This is a genomic window from Pleionea sp. CnH1-48 (genome assembly GCF_024124665.1).
Classification (GTDB): domain Bacteria; phylum Pseudomonadota; class Gammaproteobacteria; order Enterobacterales; family Kangiellaceae; genus JAMXSB01.
The window spans coordinates 481,834-503,372 of record NZ_JAMXSB010000003.1 but is presented as its reverse complement, the minus strand read 5'-3'; the positions used below and the strand labels follow the sequence as shown (position 1 = coordinate 503,372).

The following is a 21,539-nucleotide window of genomic DNA, read 5'->3' as shown; positions in this document are numbered from 1 at the left end:
AAAAGGTTCAAATCAGTCATACACCTATTGATAGGGGCTGTTTGTCTTTCGTTGGTGTTCCACTGCCAATGCCTATTTTTTGTTCGGCAGGAGCAATAGTGATAATCAACGAAAAATCAGCGGCCCTTGAAATCTGCACAGAGTAATTTCCATTATGGGGCTTTTGTTATCAAAAGCCAATTACCATAAGTTACCCATCGGTCCATAAGCAGTGATATAATAGCCAGATGACTAATATAGAGCTGCTCCTAATTATGACCCGGTTCGAGGCGGTAAATTCCCTCAAAGGCGTAATTGGTGGTGGTATACCGATGTAAGGCTTCTCAAAGTACCGTATGCCTGTTTCCGTTTTGGGGATAAATCACAAAACAGCACCTGTAGAAATAAGAGAAAAGGTTGCATTCGAACCCTCTTCCTTACAGGAAGCACTGCCTCTGTTGTTGCAAAATGCAGCACTTGAAGAGGTGGCAGTGCTGTCGACCTGTAATCGAATGGAAGTGTATTTTCGTGGTGGCGACGAGGCTACGCAGCGCTTGAAGCAATCTCTGATTGATTATCATACTCTCGAACAGGGCGCATTAGATCATTGCCTCTACGACCATCAAGATAAAGAAGCCGTCGCTCACATGATGCGAGTGGCCAGCGGTTTAGATTCTATGGTGTTGGGTGAGCCGCAGGTCCTGGGGCAGATGAAAGATGCTTTTCATCAGGCTAAACAAGCCGGTACAGTCGGTACTTTATTAAATAAGCTGTTCCAACAAACTTTCTCGGTGGCAAAAAAAGTAAGAACGGATACTGAGATTGGCAGCAGTGCGGTATCGGTTGCCTATGCTGCTGTGACGCTGGCAAAGAAAATTTTCACAGATCTCAAACAATCGACTGCGCTGTTTGTTGGGGCGGGTGAGACGATTGAACTAGCTGCACGGCACTTACACAATCAGGGCGTCAATAATATTATCGTGGCTAACCGAACTCTGTCGCGAGCAGAAGAGTTAGCGGCACAGTTTTCTGGCAAGGCGATTAGTTTATCGCACTTGCATGAGTGGTTAGCGAAAGCGGATATTGTTATTGCGTCGACGGCAAGTCCTTTACCCGTTATTGGAAAAGGAATGGTCGAGCATGCTGTCAAACAGCGTCGTCATAAGCCTATGTTTATGGTTGATTTGGCAGTACCCAGAGATATTGAAACCGAAGTCGGTCAATTAAAAGATGTTTATCTGTATTCGGTTGATGATTTAAAAGAAGTGATAGAAGAGAATATTAAAGCGCGCGCACAGGCAGCCGAAGAAGCTGAAGATATTGTGGTATCTCAATCTGAGCAGTTTATGGTGTGGATACAGTCGTTGCGCAATGTTGATTTGGTTAAAGACTATCGCACTCGATACGAACGACTAAAGCAAGCCGAAGTGGAGCGAGCTTTATTACTGTTACAACAAGGTGAGAATGCCGAAATAGTGGTGCAGCAGTTAGCTCATCGATTGACTAACAAGTTTATGCATGCCCCCACCCGTTATTTACGCGAAGCTGACAAGCATCACGACACTCAGTCAATGTCACTCATGCGCCGTGTACTCGGTATTAATGAATTAGAAGATTAAGGTATTGATAAAAAGCAATGAAACAATCCATTATTATTAAACTAGAGTCATTGGTTGAGCGTCATGAAGAACTGGGTGCTTTGTTAAGCGATGCAGAAGTGATCAGCGATCAAAACCGTTTTCGTGACTTATCTAAAGAATACTCACAACTTGAAGATGTTGTTAAAACTTTTAAGGATTATCAAAGCGCTGTTGATTCCGTCGCTGCTGCTGAAGAGATGTTAAAGGATTCTGATCCTGATATGCGTGAGTTGGCACAGGAAGAGTTAAAGCAAGGCAAGGTAGATATCGAAGCTTTTGAGCTTGAATTACAAAAATTACTGCTACCTCGCGATCCCAATGACGAGAAAAATATTTATCTAGAAGTGCGAGCAGGCACTGGTGGCGATGAGGCGGCAATTTTTGCTGGCGATTTGTTCCGTATGTACAGTAAGTATGCCGAGAAAAACCGTTGGCAGCTCGAAGTGATGAGTGAAAACGCGGGTGAGCACGGCGGATACAAAGAAGTTATTTGTCGCATTGCCGGTGACGGTGTTTATTCTCGATTAAAGTTTGAGTCGGGTGCTCACCGTGTTCAGCGTGTACCAGAAACTGAGTCTCAGGGACGCGTTCATACGTCAGCGTGTACTGTGGCCATTTTGCCCGAAGCGGATGAAATGGATGACATTGAGATCAATCCAGCGGATCTACGTGTGGATACCTTTCGTGCATCCGGTGCGGGTGGACAGCACGTTAACAAAACCGACTCGGCGATTCGTTTAACTCACTTACCAACGGGTGTGGTGGTTGAATGTCAGGAAGAGCGTTCGCAACATAAAAACAGAGCAAAAGCGATGTCGATGTTGAAGTCTCGCTTATTGGTTGCGCAAGAAGACAAAGCCAAAGCCGAAGAATCCGAAGCTCGTCGTAGTTTGGTGGGTAGTGGTGATCGTAGTGAAAGAATACGTACTTACAACTATCCACAAGGACGCATCACCGACCATCGTATCAATCTGACTTTGTACAAACTGGATGAAGTTATTGAAGGAGATCTGGATCAGGTGGTTGAACCTTTGAGTAATGAGCATCAGGCTGATCAATTGGCGGCGATGTCTGACGAGTCATGATAAGCAAAATAAAGAAAGTACTGATTGTTGGCGGCACTCATGGTAATGAGGTCACAGGTGTTTTCTTACTGAATAAATGGCAGCAGCGACCAGAGCTAATTCAACGAGAATCTTTTGAGGTGGATTGGCTGTTAGGCAATCCAGAGGCTGTTGCCGCTAATCGACGTTATGTGGATAAAGATCTTAATCGCTGTTTTAGTTCTGAAGCTTTGGCGATGGCGTCAGATAATAATCAGGAATTGCAACGAGCTCACCAACTTGTCGAACAGCTGGGCGGCAAAGGTCATTGCCAATATGACCTGATTATCGATCTGCACACATCTACGGCGAATATGAAAACGAATCTGGTGTTAACCAAGCACGATGCGTTTCATACACAAATGGTTGCTTATGCACAGCAAACGCTTGAGGATGTTGTGATCACATCAGAAGCAGAGTTTATTCCCGATCACCATTTTTTATGCGCTCTCGCCGATAAAAATCTAGTTGTAGAAATTGGTCCTGTTCCTCAAGGTGTTTTGAAGCACGAAACCATCGAAAAAACCGAGCAAGCGGTTTATTGCCTGTTGGATTTTGTTGAGCAATACAATCAAGAATCACTTCCGCAATTGCCTTCTCGTATTGAAGTGCTTTGTTACACCGGAAAAGTCGAACTACCTCAAGACGAACAAGGCAACATTATTGGCTTTGTTCACCAGAACATTGATGGTCAGGATTATCAGATCATTCAGCCAGGTGAGCCCATCTTCCGAACTTTAAATGATGAAGACATCGGATATAAAGGTGAGGAGCCTGCTTATATCAGCTTTGTGAATGAAGCGGCCTACTACGATAAAAAACTGGCTTTTTGCCTGTTGCAAAAAAAGCAGGTGGGTGTTGATAAGTTCGAGGATGGTTAACCATGCTTTCTATTGCAGATGCATTAAAGACGGCAGAATCCAAGTTAGTTGATTCTGATTCCGCGATGGTAGATGCGGAGTTTCTACTGGCTGCTGTCATTCGAAGCAATCGCACTTATCTTAAAACCTGGCCCGAAAAATTACTCACTGACGAACAGTATCAAACGTTTAACCACTACATTGAACGCAGAGTCTTGGGCGAGCCCGTGGCCTATATTCTGGGGGAGTGGGAGTTTTGGTCGCTGCCTTTCAGCGTGACGCCAGATACCTTAATTCCTCGTCCAGAAACTGAGTTGCTGGTTGAGCAAGTATTGGAAATCGTTCGTGGAAAAAAAGCACCATCTATTATTGATCTTGGCACTGGAACAGGCGCCATTGCCATAGCGTTAAAGTATGAGCGAGACGACGCTGACGTTTATGCCGTCGATATTTCGGAGGGAGCGTTAAAAACAGCCCGCCAAAATGCTGACCGCAACAACTGCAAGGTTCATTTTGTTCAAGGCAGTTGGCTGTCAACTGTGCCTCAGGATAAACGTTTTGATGTCATTGTGAGTAACCCGCCCTATATTGCGCCAGACGATCCGCATCTTAGTCGTGGTGATTTACGTTTTGAACCAGATACGGCACTGAGTGCGCAAGATAATGGCCTCGCTGACATCATTCAAATCCTTGAGCAGGGACGGCAACACTTAAATCAAGAGGGGATCTTGATCATGGAACACGGATACGATCAAGGCGCTGTTGTTCGTGATTTATTTGTTCAAAAAGGCTATCAAAAGGTCGAAGGCATTAAAGATTTTGCCGGACAGGACAGAGTGACACTTGGATTCTTTTCATAATTCTACTTCTACTGTAGTAATCCTTTTTCAATAGCAGTGAGCACTGCTCGGGTGCGATCACGAACACCCAGTTTAGAGAGAATGTTGGACACATGATTTTTGATGGTGCCTTCAGATTTGCACAGTGCAGAAGATATTTCTTTATTCGAATAGCCACTGGCCATCAGGCGTAGGATTTCGCTCTCTTTAGGAGTCAGATCTTCAATATTCTCTGGCAATGTGTAGTCGGTTTGCACATTTTGCAATCCTTGCATCAATCGTTCAGTGAGCGCGGGTTGAACCAGGGTGTCGCCTTGATTGACGGTTTCAATAGCATCGATCAAAGTGTCTAAAGATACGTCTTTTAGCAGATAGCCTTTAGCGCATGCCTGAATACCTTTGAGCACTAAATCGTGATCATCGAAAGTCGTTAGAATAATGGCTGGGATTTGACTACACTCTTTTTGTAATTGCTCAAGGGTTTCTATGCCATCCATTTTGGGCATAGAGAGATCCAGTAAGATAACATCAGGAGTTAATTCGTTAATCTTTTGCAGCGCTTGTTGTCCATCTTGAGCCTCACCGATCACCTGCACTTTTTCTGAAAGCTGTAACAGGCTTTTTATCCCTTCTCTAACCAGCATCTGATCGTCAACGAGTAGTACTTTTATAGTCATTAGTAAAATGCGCCTGCTTCTGTTAATGAGTGCATGGGTATACTGAGGTTAATTTCAAAAGAACCTTTTTGAGTAGACCATTGCACTTTACCACCTAAAAGGCTTGCCCGTTCTTGCATCCCTTTTAATCCATTACCCGCGTTAACCTGTTTGGGAGCCAGGCCATTGTCACGAATATTCACTGTCAGCTGTCTGGGATGTTGCTGTATCGACACCCATAGCTCTGTCGCTTTGCTGTGTTTTAAGCTGTTGGTGATGCTTTCTTGAATGCAACGCAAAACGGTTTCGGCGTGATCAAGATCTTTGATATGAATGTGTTCATCGATATCAGTATGGATGGTCAGCTGAGGAAGCTGCCGAGCGATTTGTTCTATCGCATTTGACAGGTTGAGTGCATGCTGTTGCTTGAGAGTGCTAACCGCCTCTCGCACGTCACTCATCAGTAACTTTGCCAGAGAGTGACACTGAGTGACTTTCTCTTTTGCCTGACCCGATGTTAAGTGCTCTGCAACTTGAAGATTAATAATCAAAGCGGTGAGGTGATGACCTAACAAATCATGTAGATCCCGTGCAATTCGAGTGCGTTCACTTTCTTTGGATGCTTCTGCCAATAGATGTTGAGTGGCCAGAAGCTCTCGGTTCAATCGTTCGGCCTCGGCGGTTGCCTGCTCTGATCGTTGAGTCTGATAGCTGGTTAAAATTGCAAACAGGTGGAAGGAGCCATAAAGCATGGCAGAAAACACCGAGTGATCTTCTTCCCAGTGCCATTCATTGATGGCATACCATGAGAATATGGTTAAGAGCATTAATACAAATGCGCTGCGAAAACTGACAAAGTGTGGCAGTGTTGCTACCCATATAATGGTCAGAATAGGAAGATAATTGATCGGAATAATCCAGTGGATCCAAAACGCGCTAAGAAGCTGGCCTATATTCAACAAGTAACGTGTATAAGGCTCAAAGGGCAGGCTAATGTGATGTCGAGTTACAAGTAGAAAGCACAACAAGTAAACCAGAAAGCCGCCAATAACGTAGGGGCGTTCATGGTGAAAAGGTGATGCTGGGTTGCTGAGTATATAGAGGGTAATTCCCGCAACTATGGCCCAGGTGGCGATGCCGGCAAGACTGGCAACCAGTTCTAATTTAAATAGCTTCATCCTTATAGTATGACTAAATTTCCTGATCATGCCTATAGGCCAAAAGTCACGATTGATAAACATGACTTTTGGCACTCATATTGAGATAAGCAAAGGATTACCATGGTCCTCAGTTTGTAGACACAGGGGATTAACATGTCACATATTATTCATCAGGTTGCCTTCTATTTGCACGTGAGCGTTGGTTGCTTTGCCTTAATTGTCTTTTGGCTGCCCTTATTCGCAAAGAAAGGTTCTAAGCCACATTTGCGCTATGGTCGATGGTTTGCTAACTCCATGTTTATTATTGCAGTAAGTGGGGTGCTACTGACCACTCTGGCTCTTATGGATCCTATTGGCGTTCGAACCCCCGAACGAAACCTGAGTTTTGAAGCCGCGACTCGAATGGCCGAAGGGTACCGAGAGTTTTCCTGGTTTTTGTTGATGCTTTCGGTTTTGGTATTTAATAGTACCTATCACTCGATTCAGGTATTAAGAGCTAAAGCTAATCGACAACTGATGCGCAACTGGAAACACCTGAGTTTGATCATTGGGCTATTTTTATTAAGTATTGTGACGGCGATTATCGGAACTCTGGAAGGCATGCTGTTATTGCAGGTATTTGCTGGATTGAGTTTGGCCAACTCGATTGGTATGGCGCACTACATCTATAAAGCCGAGATAAAGCAGCGAGAGTGGATTCTTGCTCACATGAGAGGCATTGTTGGCAGTGGTATCGGAGCTTATACGGCATTCTTTGCTTTTGGTGGACGTCAGTTATTTGCCGAGCTACTAACTGGCAACTTAATGGTGATACCTTGGATTTTGCCAGCCGTGATTGGTGTTATCTCAATGTCTGCATTCAAGAAAAAATACATTCAACAATATCGTATTGCGTAAGTTTCGGAGGAAATACAATGCATAAATTAAACACTTTGATTTTGATTGGTGGGTTACTTCTTCCAATGACTTCAGATGCGTTGTTGGCACCATCTTCACCCCAGTCCGCTGCCACTGTACAAGATGGAGCCGCAGAAAATCATCATTCAGACTATTTTGAGAGAGGGAAAAAGGCTGCTGCTGATGCAGATTTGGAAGTCGCTGCAGAGTTATTTAAAAAAGCGCTAGAGCTTCAGCCAGACAATGCTGATTATCACTACTCTTACGGAATGTTAAGTATGAGAATGGCGGCAAATGCTTCCATTTTTTCGGCGGCAAGTTATGCGACAGATGCTAAAAATCACCTGTTAAAAAGTATTGAGTTAGAGCCCAGTCATACCAGAGCCATTCAGGGGCTGATTCAGTTTTATATTAATGTACCTGTGATCGCTGGAGGTTCTAATAAAAAAGCGGTGGCTATGATTGCAAAGCTCAAAGAGGTGGATGAACTTGAAGGCCTGGTGAGTGAATCTCGTTACTATCGAGATGACGATGATGAAGATAACATGCTGCGTGTTGCCAAAGAGTTGGCACAACAGTTTCCATCATCTGCAAGAGCGATGGCACAGGCTGGTTTTACGTATCAGCAGATGCAACGATACGAAGATGCGTTTGCTGCATTTACTCAAGCGGTTGATGCAGAAAGAATGGAGGCGACTAAGAGTAATGATTACTACACCGCCCTCTATCAGGTTGGACGAACCGCTGTGTTTAGTGACTCAGAGCATGAAAAAGGCATTAAAAGTTTAAGTCAATATATCAGTGCTCCTGTTCCCAAAGGTTTACCGGATAAAGACTGGGCTAAATTTCGACTTGCGTCTTTGTATTACAAATCCCAAAAAACCGATCAGGCAAAAGCAATTATTACCGAGCTTAAACGTAAAGATATTAAGGATAAAGGGCTGAGACGACAAATCAAAAGTGCGCAAAGAAATTGGTTTTAATTCAAGATGGTTTTATCCTGCTATATGAAAAAGGCCTTGTTTAAGGCCTTTTTTAATGGATGTTTGGTGACTTTTAAAACACATCATATTTATGGTTTTATGATTTACGGAAAAGCGAAACTGAGGTTCCACTCTCACTATTGTCATCAAAAGTGTGCGCTATATTCCATTTATGAACAATAAGGCTATTTGTAAGAGATTTCTTAAATCAATTTCAGACTTTTTCAGTTGCGGTAGGCGATGGCTTTGCAGTACATTACTATTAAATTGAGATTTTTTTTACACGGAATGTTCTTATGACCGCTTTGCTGCAAAAAGCTCTGGATATCAATACCCAGCTATCGGGGTTACAGTCTGTCGATCAGGTTTGCATGGCTTTAGCCTCCTCGTTACAAGAAACACTATCATTGCCCGATAACGTCATTTATTTACGCACCCGCAAAGACACCTTTGTTCAGGTCGCTGCGGGCAGCAATAAATGCAGCGAGCAGGGGCAGATTATTGCACCACTTTCTTTAAGTAGCGGGCAAGGCGTTGTCGGTATGGCTGCTCAAAACAAGTCCAGCATTCGTGTAGAAGATACTCGTGAAAATGAGCACTACATTGTTGATGATCAATGCCGACTGTCAGAATTAGCGGTGCCACTCGTGTATGATGGCGAAGTGTATGGAGTGATTGATTCTGAGCACCCTGAGCTGGCTTATTTTTCTGAAGAAGATGAAGTTATGCTCAATGCTATCGCTGCTATGGTCACTCCAAAAATAGCGCACTTAATGGCAAAAAGTTCTCTTAAGCGAGCAGTATCAGCTTTGAATGAACAGCTTATTGATAGTTTTGAACCTCAGTTTTCTGATACTCGTCGTCTGGATTCTGCATTACCATTGTTAGGTAGCAACCAACAACTCTCTGAGCTATCACAAAAAGAATTTTGTGACGCCACTAATCATCTACTAAAACACTATAATGATTCTCAAGAGTTAATCAGCTCACCTTTAATGAAATGTTTAATAGCCAGACACCAAATTGAAGGTAGCTCAAGTAGTGAAAGCCAACATTTAAAAAATCTTAAATTGCATGTGTCGCATTTGATTCGAAGTTTTCGTGAGAATCCGGCAACGCAACTATGGTCTCGTATATTAGAGCGCAGCTATATTCAGGCGGGTGCCGATCAACATACGCTCTCTGAACAATTTAATATGGGATACAGTACGTTTCGCCGTCATCTTGCCAAAGCTCGCAGTCATTTGGCGTTAGAGTTATGGGCGTTGGAAGAAACCTTACGCCATCATCGAAATTAAAAGGAATAAGGTCGTCTATAAAGCCCGCTTATTAACGCGGGCTTTTTTATGCCCGAAATGCTTTACTCGCCTACCAAAGTATTTCAAATGATACTAGATGACAAGTGCACAGAGGCTTTGAACTTTGGTGAGCTAAATCGGTGTATCAAGCAAGCGCCCCATTATTTAACGGGCGACTCAGTGAAGATATTCAACAATGTATTGGAGTAGCAAGAAGAAAGACGCACTTATATTTTTTCTAATTCTCTATTTGGCAAAAGTAGAGCACAAGCTGAGCACTTCAAGAGCTGCCATTTGATTACAATTCTTCGCGTTACGTATTTGTTCATTAGGGAAATCAAACTTAATGGATAAATGAAGCACAACATGGAGGATATACTATGAAATTATTAAAATGGTCAGCACAACTCGCTGCATTGATTATGACTGCTTCTGCATCATCTGCGGTCTTATATGATATGCCTTATAAGGGGCAAAACTTTTCGGATCACGAAAAGCTTTATACACGGGATCATGCTGTCACAACCGCTCAACAGCATGGATACGATATTTCCGCTCGACGCTATGATTTTGATAATGATCGTTGGACCAGTGTGACGGGCACTGTCTCTAATTACAACAACAATCCAACTAACAGCAAAAAGGTTGTCTATAACAAACCTATTTATGCCATGCGCAGTGGAAAGATCGTTGGCTGCTGGAGAAATGCGCCAGAAAATCCTCGGCCTAAAATCGGCTCAGATACGGATACAGGACGCGAATGGTTGCACAGTAAGTTTAAAGATGGATTGATTCCCGGTGGTGGCAATATGTTGTGGATTGAACATAGCGATGGCACTCGCATGCTCTATGCTCACATGATCCCTGGCACCATCAGCAGTCAACTTTGTGCGAACAATGACACTTACTTCCCACGCAAGATTAACCGTCGTGCGGGAGAAAATGAAATGAATACTTTTGTCGGTCTCGACCCTGCCGATCAAGTATGGGTATCTAAGGGGCAGTATTTAGGACGCACGGGTAACAGTGGCAGCTCCACTGGACCTCACTTACATATTCACTTGGAACTGGCAGGTGTAGGACAAGAAATTAAATTCCGTCGTGGCATTGCTTCGCCTATTTCTGATAATAATCCCTACGGTACCTGGACGCGTTTTGCTGGTAAAAAAATACCTGCTGGATCGACTCTATTATGGGCTCCGAGAACGGTTACCCAACGCTATGTTCGTCATGGGTTTAAAGCGGCGGGGTTCCAGGCGATGTTTGATCACTTAGCCGATTCGGGATTCAAAGCCAGTTGGTTTGATGGTTATCGAGTGGGGAGCAATACTTATTATAATATGGTTTGGAAGCCTGCCAATATTGCTTGGAGAGCTTACGTTGGACGTTCTTCTGCCAGTTATCAGGCCGCCTTTAATAGTGCTGTCAATGCTGGTTATGTGCCAGTGCATGTGGATTCTCACAAGTCGTCATCAGGACCACGCTTTAGTGCCATCTTTGAGAAAAAGTCCACTGGTTTTAAAGCTCGTCATTACATCAGTTATAACGAACACATTAATGTAATGAATCAAGCCAAAGCTGCGGGGATGACACCAACCAGCATCTCGGTACTGTCACACAATGGACAACGCCGTTACACCGTGTTGTATCAAAAGCGTCATATCGGTAGCTGGACCATTAGTTCTCGGTTGACGTCTTCGGCTTATCAAAACAAGGTGAACCAGCAAAAAGCCCTGGGTAAGCACCCTGTGTATTTGAACGCTTATGTTCATAATGGAACTCCTTATTACACAGCCGTTTTTGCTAGCAAACCAGCAACTTCCTGGAGAGCAAAGCATGGTTTAACGGGCTCTTCATTCCAGACTTATTTCAATCTGTATGGAGGGCAAGGCTTTAAGGCCGATGCCGTTGCCGCAATTGATGGTTATGGTTCGCATCGTTTTGGTGGTATTTGGCATAAGTAATCGAACCTTAAGAGTCTGTGCATAAGTGCAGACTCTTATTAAAGGAGTTGGGTAATGAAATTAATGTATGGATATATTTTGATAAGTGTTTTGGGTGCCGGTGCGTTGGGCTATTTGGCTGGAGCCTCTGCTCAGCATCATCCAGACATGGTACATTCGCAGAGTTGTGAACATGAGAGTCATGGTTCCATCATGGATGATCATAAACATCATGAGTGGCACGATCATGATCCTTCACTGCTTGAAGAAAGTCCTACCGAAGTGGCAGACGTGGCCAGTGAGCCTGAAGTGGAATCAATAGCAACGCCCGTAGAGGCTCGTTCTCTTAAAGAATATGCAATAGCTCAAGAAGAAAGCTTACCCGCTATAACGTCGGTACTCTTGACGGCGAGTTCTGAGGATTGGTTGGCTCTATGGGAAGACTATCAGGCTGAACTCAATCAAGGCGATCACGACTACCAGCACGAGCAGTTAATCAGCGACTATTTTGCTCAGCAGGCCCTTAATCCTTTGCGCTCTCTGCAATGCCAAACTCGCTATTGCTTTGTAGAATTTTCGCTGGACGATGCTGACGCATTTAATACAGCTTACCAGGAACTGACCTCTCAGTTATGGTGGCGATCGGTAGGGTATGTTATGCCAAATAAATCATCAGGGAGCTTATCGATATTGTTGCTTAATACTGAAGACGAGTATCAATACAATACTCAGATAGAAGCGCCGGTGGATGGAGAAAGTATGGATGGTGTGGGTGAACAAAGCTAAGGACCTTTGTGTCCTTAGCCAGGGTTCGAATTATATTGCTTTAATGTCTGCGATATACCCTTCGTACATTTCTGGGTCACTCGAGTACCATTCGTGCACAGATACTTTGGCAAACGATTTACAGCTCTCTACCAGATCAAGGAAAGGGGAGCGGCCTGGATCTGCGATGATGACTCTTTTTACGCCATTACGCATGGCACGTCGAATGAGTTTGACCAGTAATTCTGTTAGCTCGTCCCAAAAGCAAATATCAGCACCAATTAAGATATTGTATTCACCGAGTTCTTTACCTTTTAGTTTTTCATAGCCTTTTTGAATGGGAGTAATTTCGACACCGTTCATTGTTGCTTGAACTTCTAAATAGGGAAAAACGTTTTCGTCGATGTCTAAACCGCTGACTTTTGCTCCTTTCTTGGCACAAAAGATGGAGGCTGCTCCCCAGCCGCAGCCTAGCTCTAATACCTTGGAGCTTCGCTTCATAACATTGTTGTGTAAAAAGTAATCCATTAACAAAAAGCTCGAAGACCAGGTTTTATGACCGTGAACATTGGGCTCGTAGTACTTCTTCAATTTCTTTACCAGACGATGCTTTGTTTCCATCAATAAAACGTCATAGGCGTAAAACAGGTTTTCTTCTGGTACTTCAATTAACTCTGGCAATGCTCAATCCTCAATTTGTTTTTATTCTACCCAAAATTATCTGAGCCAATGGGCCTGTTGATATCGGGAACTGGCTAAGATCAGAGCTAACCAATGTAAAAAATTGGTCATTCTGATCCTGTGCTCGCATTTTGCTGTTTTTATTGACAAATTTCCAGCCAAACTTACGGATTTGGAGGCTGTAGAGACGATGGGGGATAGGTGACGTGGTTCTTAGAATGTGCCCATCGTTTTTTAGCACATGTAGCCAAGGTATTATCTGCCATCTTAGGGCGCTGAATATGTCTTGGAGTATTAAAAACGGAGCAGGATATTAGTTAATTGTATAAATCTCGACTTGAGAAACCTTGATTCACTTTCATACTTAGTAGTAGGGGTATAAATACGAAACTGATGATTGGGGGGGAAGGTTATGCAGAAGGCTTTGCTGGTGGGGATGTTTGTCTGGGGAGTGACCCAAGTAAGCTCTGCCGTGGCAATAGGCATTGGTCCTATTGAGTCAAAAGCGGTGATGGAACAACCACTTCAATTGAAAATTCCTTTAATTGGAAGACCCGAAAATACGAATGAGCTCCATGTGCACCTTGCCAACCGGAGCCTGCACGACAAATTCTCGTTAAATTATCCTTCTTACCTGTCTGAGCTGACCTATAAGGTGGTCAGAAAAGGAAACTCTTATTGGTTGCATGTTGAAAGCACTGAAGCGGTGAGTGAGCCTATTGTTCAGTTGGTACTAGATATTCAGACTGGAGACGCTTCTGTGGTTCGTGAAGTGGTATTGTTGCCTGAGCCAGAACAACCTAACGGAATCGCGCCATCATCAGAGCAGCAGATTGCTCAGTACTCAAACAAAAAGCTCCAACCCGAAAGACAGAAAATCGCTGCCAAGGTAATCGCTGATAACTCTAGCAATAACGATTATCACATGACTCGAACTGGTGATAGTTTATGGGCGATTGCCGCTAAATGGAAAACGACTATTTTAAGTCAGCAAGAAAAAATGGACATTATCTTGAGGCATAATCCACACGCATTTACTAATGGAGATTCTGCCCGTTTGAAAGTGGGTGTTAAGATAATGCTTCCCTCTTTTTCTAAACCAGACACATCTTACGGTGATACGCTCATTGCACAACATGAAAATACGAAAACCAAAGGATTAGATAAGTTAGTTAAAGAGTCTTCCAATGAGCTAGGCCGACTTGAGGCTAACAATCGATTGTTGAAGCAGCAACTTCAAGTTGCGGAGCAAATGATTCAACAGGTTGAAGACATGCAACGTTATCAGGCTCAGCAGCTGGCATCCCAAACTGCAAAAACGCTAGGGGATAGCTCACCGGATACTATGCCTCCCATCAGTAGTTCTCCTATTTTGCTGGCAGAGATCCCAATACAGAAATCAACGACGCCCTTGGTCATTGGATCTCTGATGCTTTTTGTCAGTCTGAGTTTTATGTCTTATATCTGGTGGCGTTTTCGTGCTCGAGAATCATTGCTGCAATTACAAAAGCAATTACGTAATGATGTTCGCTCTCATAAAATTGAAGTATCAGAAGCACCAGAGTTGGTGCTTCCATTATCGCCTCATTACTCGATGGAACAGCAGCTAGAGTTATACGAAAATATGGCTGATCTTTATATCCAACATGAGCGATACGATTTAGCTCGTTTGTTGATTAATCAAAAACTCTCTGAGTATGCTGGACAGTTTTTGATGCACGAGCAATTAGAAAAGTTGCGTGTAACGCTTCAGCAAAAAATAGACAGAAAGATGCAACAGGCCGTTGCTGATAAGTTAGATGAGGATGTTGATTATGGACAGCCTGATATGATCGTACAAGACGATAGTTGGGAAGAAAAATACAGCATTGATAATCTAAGTATAATGAAGAAGGTTTCTTGAGCTAGTGCTCTTTTATCTTGAGTAAAAAAGTCTATTGGCCGCCGCTTTGCTTATTATCTGACGATGAGCATAGGCGGAGGCTTCACTTATCGATTAAGTAAATTCCTAACTAATGCTCCTGATCAGGTAACTGCCACTGAAAACCATAGTTGTTGGCCGTGTCTTGCTGTTTGGGTTTTGCTAAATGTCTTTGTTCTCTTGTATCTGGGTTTTTGCAGCGAATCGGCTTGCCTGCAACACTAACAAATTGTCTTTTCTTTATGATTTTGTTTAATACAACTTCGTCACCTGCCACAACATTTGAAGCTCGAACGTCAACGGCATAAGCCAACGCATAATCATCATAAACTTCTTCGACTTGCAACTCGCCAACAGCATAGGCTGGCAACACGGGGTCGTCTTTGTACATCAGTTTGACTCTTTCATTTTTATACAGCTGTCCCATACCAATGTTAATAAAAATATCCTGGTTATCCACTCGTAAAATCTGACCTCTTACGGAGCGATTCTTAAAAAAAGCAGCCACTTCTACTAAACCTCGGTTGACGGCGCTAATAAGAGATTGACCTGTTGCTGTCGTTGCTAATCCGTCAAAAAATGCCTGATACTGGCCCGGCGAAAAAGTCATGGGCTTAGAGGCCCGTTCACAGGGGTACATGTGGCTCATTACCGGGATTTCTAGAACAGGCTCCAACTCCTTGTTATAAAGCACCAATGAAATAGCGCTATAACCTGGGGTATCGTCATAACTCATCATTGACCAGGCTCGATCAATATGGGCAAACCAGAGTGATAGCAAGTCATTGGAATCGCTGGGGGCATAAAGCGTATTGTAGTCCTGAATATGAATTTGGAAGTAGTACTCGAATTGGTTGTTATCTACTTTAAGGATGTTAGAGTTATTGATTAGCTGAGCATAGAGGTGTTCTAAAGTGCTGGGGATAGTACGCACTTCTGTATTGTGTTCTTTGCCGCTGAGGGCATTAATGTCAAAACCAGACTTGCCAGTGTAGTTGACCCCCGGTAACAAACGTACCCGAATAGGATTACCGGGCTGTTTCTGCCAGTGAACGTGACTGTAATAACGTGTCATTTTGCCATGCAGGTGTTCGGGTTCTCGTAACACCGTTGGGGCTGCAAGGGATTCTGCTGCAAACATTAAGCACGCTATAAAGCCGAAAAATCTCATGAACTCGTTAACCTCTATCGTATCTTCTGTTTAGGTTATCGGCCTCGTGTTGGCCGAGTTTAAAGAGAATCAAAGAGAATATTGAGCATCGCTAGATAAAGGTGAATGTCTTTTTAGTCGTTTGAAGTAATCTGTCCATCCCAGTGCTCTAGCCAAAGAGCATGATCTGAGGCATCGGCTGGCACTAAAGTAACCTGAGTGCAAACAGGAGCCTTTTGAGTTCCGATAGCCAATAATTGCCCTTCAATCAACGGAGTCACTTCTGCTTCTGGCAAGGTTAGATGGATCGTTTCACCAGAGACGAAGTGATTACTCAGGTACACCTTGGCTTCGATAGTGATAGGATTCGGAAGCTTACTGATAGAAGGGGAGCGAGTGACACTCTGTAGGAGATTAGGCTTGCGAATGGCATGGACGGTAATGATTGTTTTGTGTAAGGGAGCACGTCCATTGGGCCATTCAAACTCCAATCGTTTCGGCATTGGTAGGTTCTTCCTTTACTAATGTTTCCAAAATCTCAAATAGTCTCTCTTTATACTATTGGTTGGTTTAGCACTGCAACCCATCTAGGTGGTTGGTTGTTATTTCTTGTATATACGAGTTATTTGGGTTGATAAGGAGTATGCATAAGATTTGAAATATTATGCATAAATGGTGTGGGTTTATGCGTGTGCTTAAACCACATCAAAAAAGAGCTACTTTATGAGATATTCCGCTCTTATTTCTTTTGCCATGCCAAATATCTTGTCTAAAAAACTTTTTTGATAAACGCATAGTCAGCTTTTAATCGTTGAAAATTAGAAAAAAGTCCTGTTTATAAATTATATTGTTTATAGGCACTTAGCTTATTGTTTTAAACATGGAGGCGTTAAATAGAGGGCTTGGGCGGTGTGGGCTTATAACAAATTAATCATAAATTTTATTGGCGTGTTTCTTTACAATGAATAATTATTCATTATAGACTGGTTGTTGCTGCTAAGCAGCATGTCATCACCACCCGCGGGAAAATTTAAGATTTTCAGGTACAGCCTGAAATCCTCATATATAACGGTATAGCGAACGCCGTTCTAACTATAAAGCGTGTTGATTTACCTTTTGCTTTTCTATGGTAGGTAGAAAGGGCCGATTTTCGGTTAAGTAAATGGACGCCGACAATGACAACGGGAAGGTGCGCATGAACAAACTTTATCACCACAATCAGGCGAAAGATAATTGTGGTTTTGGCATGATCGCGCAAATGAAGGGCGAGAAGAGCCATCGTCTGGTGCAGACATCGCTTCAGGCGTTAAACCGCATGACTCATCGAGGAGCCATTGCTGCTGACGGCGTGTCAGGAGATGGCTGCGGTTTACTCATTCAGAAACCAGACGAATTTTTGCGACGTGTTGCGGCGGAAGAAGGATTTCAGCTAGGCAGCGAATTTGCCTGCGGCATGGTTTTTTTGAACCCTGACGAAAAGATGGCCGCCAAAACTCGAGACATTCTCGAGCAAGAAATAAAACGCGAAACACTATCGGTTGTTGGCTGGCGCAGTGTTCCTGTTAATACCTCCGTATGCGGTGACATTGCTTTATCTACTTTACCCAAAATTGAACAGGTATTTGTGCAAGGTATGCCAGGATGGCATCAGCATGATATGGAGCGGCGTTTATTTATGGCGCGCCGCCGTGCCGCTCAAAGAGTGAGTAAAGAGGTTAAAGATCCTGTCTATTACGTAGCAACATTGTCTTGTCTGGTGATGGTATATAAAGCGTTGGTTATGCCTCGCTACCTTGCCGATTTTTATCCTGATTTAAAGCAACCCGATTTTAAAAGTGCTATTGGACTCTTCCATCAGCGTTTTTCGACCAATACATTACCTCAATGGAAGTTTGCTCAGCCGTTTCGTTTTTTGGCTCACAATGGCGAAATAAATACAATACGAGGCAATCGTAATTGGTCACAGGCTCGAACTAGCAAGTTCGTTACTCCTTTATTACCTGATCTAAAACAAATTCAGCCGTTAGTGAATCAAATCGGCTCTGACTCATCATCTCTCGATAACATGCTCGAAGTTTTTCTTGCGGGTGGAATGGATGTGTTTCGAAGTTTGCGCATGCTTGTACCACCTGCATGGCAAAACCTGCCGGATATGGATCCAAACTTAAGAGCGTTTTATGAATTCAACTCAATGCACATTGAACCTTGGGATGGGCCAGCAGGCATTGTGATGACCAATGGTTACCAGGCTGCGTGTACATTAGACAGAAACGGCCTACGACCAGCTCGCTACGTGATCACTAAAGATGATTTTATTACCTTAGCGTCTGAAGTCGGTGTATGGGACTATGAAGAAGCCGATGTTGTTGAAAAAGGCCGAGTTGGTCCTGGTGAAATGTTGGCTGTCGATACGGAAAAAGGTCGGCTGTGGCGCAGTCGCGAAATTGATGATGAACTCAAGGCGCGCCATCCCTATCACGCCTGGCTTGAAGAAAATGTTATTCAACTGTCTGTTGATGAAAACCTGTATGAACCTCAATTAAGCCCAGAAGAACTTCTATATCAACAAAAGTTGTTTGGCATCTCTCAAGAAGAAAAAAAGTTGGTATTAGCTCCGCTTGCGGGCAAAGCTGTTGAGGCAACGGGGTCTATGGGGGATGACACTCCTATTGCGGCTTTATCTTCTGAGCACCGAAACTTATTTGATTATTTCCGCCAGCAGTTTGCCCAGGTAACCAATCCTCCAATCGATCCTCTACGCGAAAAGTCATCCATGAGTTTAGAAACTTGCATTGGTGGCGAGTACAACGTTTTTCAGGAAACGACAGGCCATGCCTACCGAGTAGTTTTGCCGAGTCCTGTGCTGTCTATTCCGCAATATCAACAATTGCTGAGTTTAAAAGGAAAATACTATCGTCACTATAAAATAGATTTGGCAATGCTGCCGAACGAGACCTTAAAAAGTGCGATTGCTCGAATTGTGCAAACAACCATTAATGCTGTTGAAGATGGTGCTGTGCTAATTGTATTAATGGATAACCCGAGAGATTATGGTGATGTGATTGTTCATCCAGCACTGGCAACGGGAGCTGTTCATAATGCGTTGATCGAAGCCGGGTTACGTTGCGACTGTAACATTGTTGTTAACAGTGGTTTCGTGCGTGATCCTCATCATTTTGCTGTGTTGATCGGTTTGGGCGCAACAGCAGTGGTTCCTTATCTGGCTTATGAAGCAATTGCCGATCTTTCAGCGAAAGAAGCTAGCGATAAACTCAATCAGTCATTGAGTAATTATCGTAATGGTATTGAAGCTGGCTTAAGAAAAATTCTGTCCAAGATGGGAATTTCTACCATTGCCAGTTATCGAGGCGCGCAGTTATTTGAGGGACTTGGATTATCGCAAGAAATCATCGAGTTGTGTTTTAAAGGTTTACCATCTCGCATTGCTGGTGTGACGTTTGAGTTGCTAGAAGAAGAAGCAAGGCAACGCGCATTTTTTGCCAACCGCGTGTCACAAGGACTGGCCCATGGTGGATTACTCAAATACCAACATGGTGGTGAGGAACACGCTTATAATCCTGATGTGGTGAGCCTATTACAGAAGGCTGTTACTAGCGGCAAGTACCTCGACTACCAACAATATTCAAACGCTGTTAATCAACGTAAACCGTTAGCGCTTAGAGATCTGTTGACGCTCAACTTCTCTGATAAAGCCTTGCCATTGGATGATGTGGTTGCGGCTAAAGATCTATATCGTCGCTTCGATAGCGCAGCCATGTCCATTGGTGCACTATCGCCAGAAGCTCATGAAGCTTTGGCTATAGCTATGAACCGTCTGGGAGGTTTTTCGAACTCTGGTGAAGGCGGAGAAGACGAAGCGCGTTTTAACAGCTTGCGAAATTCGCGCATTAAGCAAGTTGCCTCGGGGCGGTTTGGCGTTAATGCTCATTATTTGGTGAACGCCGATGTTATCCAGATAAAAGTAGCGCAAGGGGCTAAGCCGGGTGAGGGAGGTCAGTTGCCTGGCCATAAGGTGACAGCTTTGATCGCCCAACTGCGCAACTCTGTACCTGGAGTGACTTTGATTTCACCACCGCCGCATCATGATATTTATTCTATTGAAGATCTGGCGCAACTTATTTTTGACTTAAAGCAAGTTAATCCACAAGCTAAGATATCCGTTAAATTAGTCGCAGAGCCGGGCGTTGGAACTATTGCAGCGGGAGTCGCCAAAGCCTACGCCGATATGATCACCATTTCAGGTTACGATGGGGGGACGGGGGCAAGTCCGCTGACCTCCATTAAATATGCAGGCTCTCCGTGGGAACTTGGTTTGGCAGAGGTTCAGCAAGCGCTTATCGAAAATGGGTTACGCCATAAAGTTAAAGTGCAAGTGGATGGCGGTTTAAAAACAGGATTAGATGTTATTAAGGCCGCCATACTGGGCGCAGAGAGTTTTGGCTTTGGTACGGCCCCTATGGTCGCACTCGGTTGTAAATATTTGCGAATTTGTCATTTAAATAACTGCGCAACCGGTGTTGCAACTCAAGATGCGGTTCTGCGAAAAAAGCACTTTAACGGTTTGCCCGAAAGAGTTGAGAACTACTTTCATTTTATTGCACAAGAAGTAAGACAACTTTTATCTAAACTAGGCGTTCGCTCATTAGAAGATATTATTGGGCGTACAGAACTCTTACAACGTATTGAAGGTGGAACTGCTAAACAGCAAGCGATTTCGTTGGATGCTGTGCTTTCCAGTGCTTCTGTTGTCAGTAAGTTCCCTAACTACTGCGTTGAAGCATCGAATCCATCCTTTGATAAAGGTCTACTGAATGAACAGATCCTGGAAGATGCCAAGCTCGCTTTAAGCTCTGGGCAATCTATCGCTCTGAGTTATCGGATCAAAAATTATCAGCGTTCTCTGGGAGCTCGCTTAAATGGTTGGATAGCAGAAAACTTTGGCAAGAAGGGGGCTGAACAACATCCCGTACAGTTGAATTTGACGGGAACTGGGGGGCAGAGCTTGGGCGTTTGGAACATGCCTGGTGTTCATATCGCCGTCGAAGGTGATGCAAATGACTATGTAGGTAAAGGTATGTCTGGTGGTCGTTTAGTTATTCGCCCTGCCAGTGACTCTCATTTAGTTAGTCGACGTAACGTTATTGTTGGGAATACCTGCTTATACGGTGCGACTGGTGGCGTTTTGTATGCGGCTGGAAAAGCTGGCGAACGTTTTGCTGTTCGTAACTCTGGAGCGGTTGCTGTTGTTGAAGGTTTAGGTGCTCATGGTTGTGAATACATGACTAGCGGTTGCGTTGTTGTACTGGGCAGTGTGGGGTGGAACTTCGCTGCGGGTATGACTGGGGGGGAAGCTTTTGTTCTCGATCAACGAGGTAATTTTGATAAACATTGTAATACTGAGTTTGTCAGTATTCATCGTTTGTCAGCGCAAACCGATAAAGAGATCACACAAAAGCTTTATCAACGGATAGAGGAGCACGCGCGACTAACACAAAGCGAATGGGCTCATCAAGTGTTAGATAGTTTTGAACATTATTTGCCGTCTTTTTGCCACGTTAAACCGTCGGCAGAATCTATGTCGCAGCCAAAGACAGATAAAAAGAGCGCGGGAAAGTTAATATCGCTAGTTAAAGCGGGTTAGGA

The 21,539-nt window shown here is 43.7% G+C and carries 17 protein-coding genes; 11 read left to right on the top strand and 6 right to left on the bottom strand.

The genetic code is table 11. The features are described 5' to 3' along the window. Positions 1-16 precede the first annotated feature (16 nt). Positions 17-139 (bottom strand): hypothetical protein, encoded by a 123-nt coding sequence (locus NH399_RS25435; protein WP_256489322.1) that lies wholly within the window; start codon positions 137-139, stop codon positions 17-19. A 196-nt stretch (positions 140-335) separates the two neighbouring features. Between NH399_RS25435 and hemA the strand changes: the two genes are divergently transcribed. The 4 genes from hemA to prmC are packed head-to-tail and all read left to right on the top strand — an operon-like array spanning position 336 to position 4,442. Further along, entirely contained in the window at positions 336-1,598 is a 1,263-nt protein-coding gene (gene hemA, locus NH399_RS07255) for a glutamyl-tRNA reductase (protein ID WP_253038075.1), read from the top strand. A 17-nt stretch (positions 1,599-1,615) separates the two neighbouring features. Beyond that, positions 1,616-2,704, top strand: coding sequence for a peptide chain release factor 1 (gene prfA / locus NH399_RS07250; protein ID WP_253038073.1), 1,089 nt, complete (start codon positions 1,616-1,618; stop codon positions 2,702-2,704). After that, the gene (locus NH399_RS07245) at positions 2,701-3,603 is read left to right on the top strand and encodes an aspartoacylase (RefSeq protein ID WP_253038071.1); all 903 of its coding nucleotides are present in this window, start codon (positions 2,701-2,703) and stop codon (positions 3,601-3,603) included. The genes prfA and NH399_RS07245 overlap by 4 nt, the downstream gene beginning before the upstream one ends. A gap of 2 nt (positions 3,604-3,605) precedes the next feature. Then, positions 3,606-4,442 (top strand): peptide chain release factor N(5)-glutamine methyltransferase, encoded by an 837-nt coding sequence (prmC, locus tag NH399_RS07240; RefSeq protein ID WP_253038069.1) that lies wholly within the window; start codon positions 3,606-3,608, stop codon positions 4,440-4,442. A gap of 8 nt (positions 4,443-4,450) precedes the next feature. Here prmC and NH399_RS07235 read toward each other — a convergent pair whose 3' ends face one another. Next, positions 4,451-5,098, bottom strand: a complete 648-nt coding sequence (locus tag NH399_RS07235) for a response regulator transcription factor (protein WP_253038057.1) — start codon at positions 5,096-5,098, stop codon at positions 4,451-4,453. Then, entirely contained in the window at positions 5,098-6,255 is a 1,158-nt protein-coding gene (locus tag NH399_RS07230; protein ID WP_253038055.1) for a sensor histidine kinase, read from the bottom strand. Before NH399_RS07230 ends, NH399_RS07235 begins: the two co-directional genes overlap by 1 nt. Positions 6,256-6,390: 135 nt before the next feature. Here NH399_RS07230 and NH399_RS07225 point away from each other — a divergent pair, with 135 nt between their 5' ends. From NH399_RS07225 to NH399_RS07205, 5 genes are all read left to right on the top strand, one after another. Further along, positions 6,391-7,134 carry a hypothetical protein gene (locus NH399_RS07225; RefSeq protein ID WP_253038053.1) on the top strand — a complete coding sequence of 248 codons (744 nt, stop codon included), beginning with the start codon at positions 6,391-6,393 and terminating at the stop codon, positions 7,132-7,134. Between the two features lie 17 nt (positions 7,135-7,151). Beyond that, positions 7,152-8,117, top strand: a complete 966-nt coding sequence (locus NH399_RS07220; protein WP_253038051.1) for a lipopolysaccharide assembly protein LapB — start codon at positions 7,152-7,154, stop codon at positions 8,115-8,117. A gap of 296 nt (positions 8,118-8,413) precedes the next feature. Continuing rightward, positions 8,414-9,415: a GAF domain-containing protein gene (locus NH399_RS07215; protein WP_253038049.1), complete on the top strand. Its 1,002-nt coding sequence runs from the start codon at positions 8,414-8,416 to the stop codon at positions 9,413-9,415. A 380-nt stretch (positions 9,416-9,795) separates the two neighbouring features. Then, complete coding sequence (locus NH399_RS07210) at positions 9,796-11,379, top strand: hypothetical protein (protein WP_253038047.1); 1,584 nt, start codon at positions 9,796-9,798, stop codon at positions 11,377-11,379. Between the two features lie 54 nt (positions 11,380-11,433). Then, positions 11,434-12,144, top strand: a complete 711-nt coding sequence (locus tag NH399_RS07205; protein ID WP_253038045.1) for a hypothetical protein — start codon at positions 11,434-11,436, stop codon at positions 12,142-12,144. A 30-nt stretch (positions 12,145-12,174) separates the two neighbouring features. On the opposite strand, the gene NH399_RS07200 is transcribed toward NH399_RS07205, so the two are convergent. Next, positions 12,175-12,804, bottom strand: a complete 630-nt coding sequence (locus NH399_RS07200; protein WP_253038043.1) for a methyltransferase — start codon at positions 12,802-12,804, stop codon at positions 12,175-12,177. Positions 12,805-13,216: 412 nt separating this feature from the next. Between NH399_RS07200 and NH399_RS07195 the strand changes: the two genes are divergently transcribed. Continuing rightward, the gene (locus tag NH399_RS07195; protein ID WP_253038041.1) at positions 13,217-14,707 is read left to right on the top strand and encodes a FimV family protein; all 1,491 of its coding nucleotides are present in this window, start codon (positions 13,217-13,219) and stop codon (positions 14,705-14,707) included. Between the two features lie 109 nt (positions 14,708-14,816). On the opposite strand, the gene NH399_RS07190 is transcribed toward NH399_RS07195, so the two are convergent. Next, entirely contained in the window at positions 14,817-15,866 is a 1,050-nt protein-coding gene (locus NH399_RS07190; protein ID WP_253038039.1) for a hypothetical protein, read from the bottom strand. Positions 15,867-16,009: 143 nt separating this feature from the next. Continuing rightward, positions 16,010-16,378, bottom strand: coding sequence for a hypothetical protein (locus NH399_RS07185; RefSeq protein ID WP_253038037.1), 369 nt, complete (start codon positions 16,376-16,378; stop codon positions 16,010-16,012). A 692-nt stretch (positions 16,379-17,070) separates the two neighbouring features. Here NH399_RS07185 and gltB point away from each other — a divergent pair. Next, positions 17,071-21,537, top strand: coding sequence for a glutamate synthase large subunit (gene gltB, locus NH399_RS07180; RefSeq protein WP_253038035.1), 4,467 nt, complete (start codon positions 17,071-17,073; stop codon positions 21,535-21,537). Positions 21,538-21,539 lie beyond the last annotated feature (2 nt).

Coding starts and splice junctions, on each gene's coding strand:
- NH399_RS07235 (WP_253038057.1), bottom strand. CDS start 5,098: ATGACTATAAAAGTACTACTCGTTGACGATCAGATGCTGGTTAGAGAA.
- NH399_RS07210 (WP_253038047.1), top strand. CDS start 9,796: ATGAAATTATTAAAATGGTCAGCACAACTCGCTGCATTGATTATGACT.
- NH399_RS07230 (WP_253038055.1), bottom strand. CDS start 6,255: ATGAAGCTATTTAAATTAGAACTGGTTGCCAGTCTTGCCGGCATCGCC.
- prfA (WP_253038073.1), top strand. CDS start 1,616: ATGAAACAATCCATTATTATTAAACTAGAGTCATTGGTTGAGCGTCAT.
- gltB (WP_253038035.1), top strand. CDS start 17,071: ATGAACAAACTTTATCACCACAATCAGGCGAAAGATAATTGTGGTTTT.
- NH399_RS07185 (WP_253038037.1), bottom strand. CDS start 16,378: ATGCCGAAACGATTGGAGTTTGAATGGCCCAATGGACGTGCTCCCTTA.
- NH399_RS07245 (WP_253038071.1), top strand. CDS start 2,701: ATGATAAGCAAAATAAAGAAAGTACTGATTGTTGGCGGCACTCATGGT.
- prmC (WP_253038069.1), top strand. CDS start 3,606: ATGCTTTCTATTGCAGATGCATTAAAGACGGCAGAATCCAAGTTAGTT.
- NH399_RS07220 (WP_253038051.1), top strand. CDS start 7,152: ATGCATAAATTAAACACTTTGATTTTGATTGGTGGGTTACTTCTTCCA.
- hemA (WP_253038075.1), top strand. CDS start 336: ATGCCTGTTTCCGTTTTGGGGATAAATCACAAAACAGCACCTGTAGAA.
- NH399_RS07205 (WP_253038045.1), top strand. CDS start 11,434: ATGAAATTAATGTATGGATATATTTTGATAAGTGTTTTGGGTGCCGGT.
- NH399_RS07190 (WP_253038039.1), bottom strand. CDS start 15,866: ATGTTTGCAGCAGAATCCCTTGCAGCCCCAACGGTGTTACGAGAACCC.
- NH399_RS07195 (WP_253038041.1), top strand. CDS start 13,217: ATGCAGAAGGCTTTGCTGGTGGGGATGTTTGTCTGGGGAGTGACCCAA.
- NH399_RS07225 (WP_253038053.1), top strand. CDS start 6,391: ATGTCACATATTATTCATCAGGTTGCCTTCTATTTGCACGTGAGCGTT.
- NH399_RS07215 (WP_253038049.1), top strand. CDS start 8,414: ATGACCGCTTTGCTGCAAAAAGCTCTGGATATCAATACCCAGCTATCG.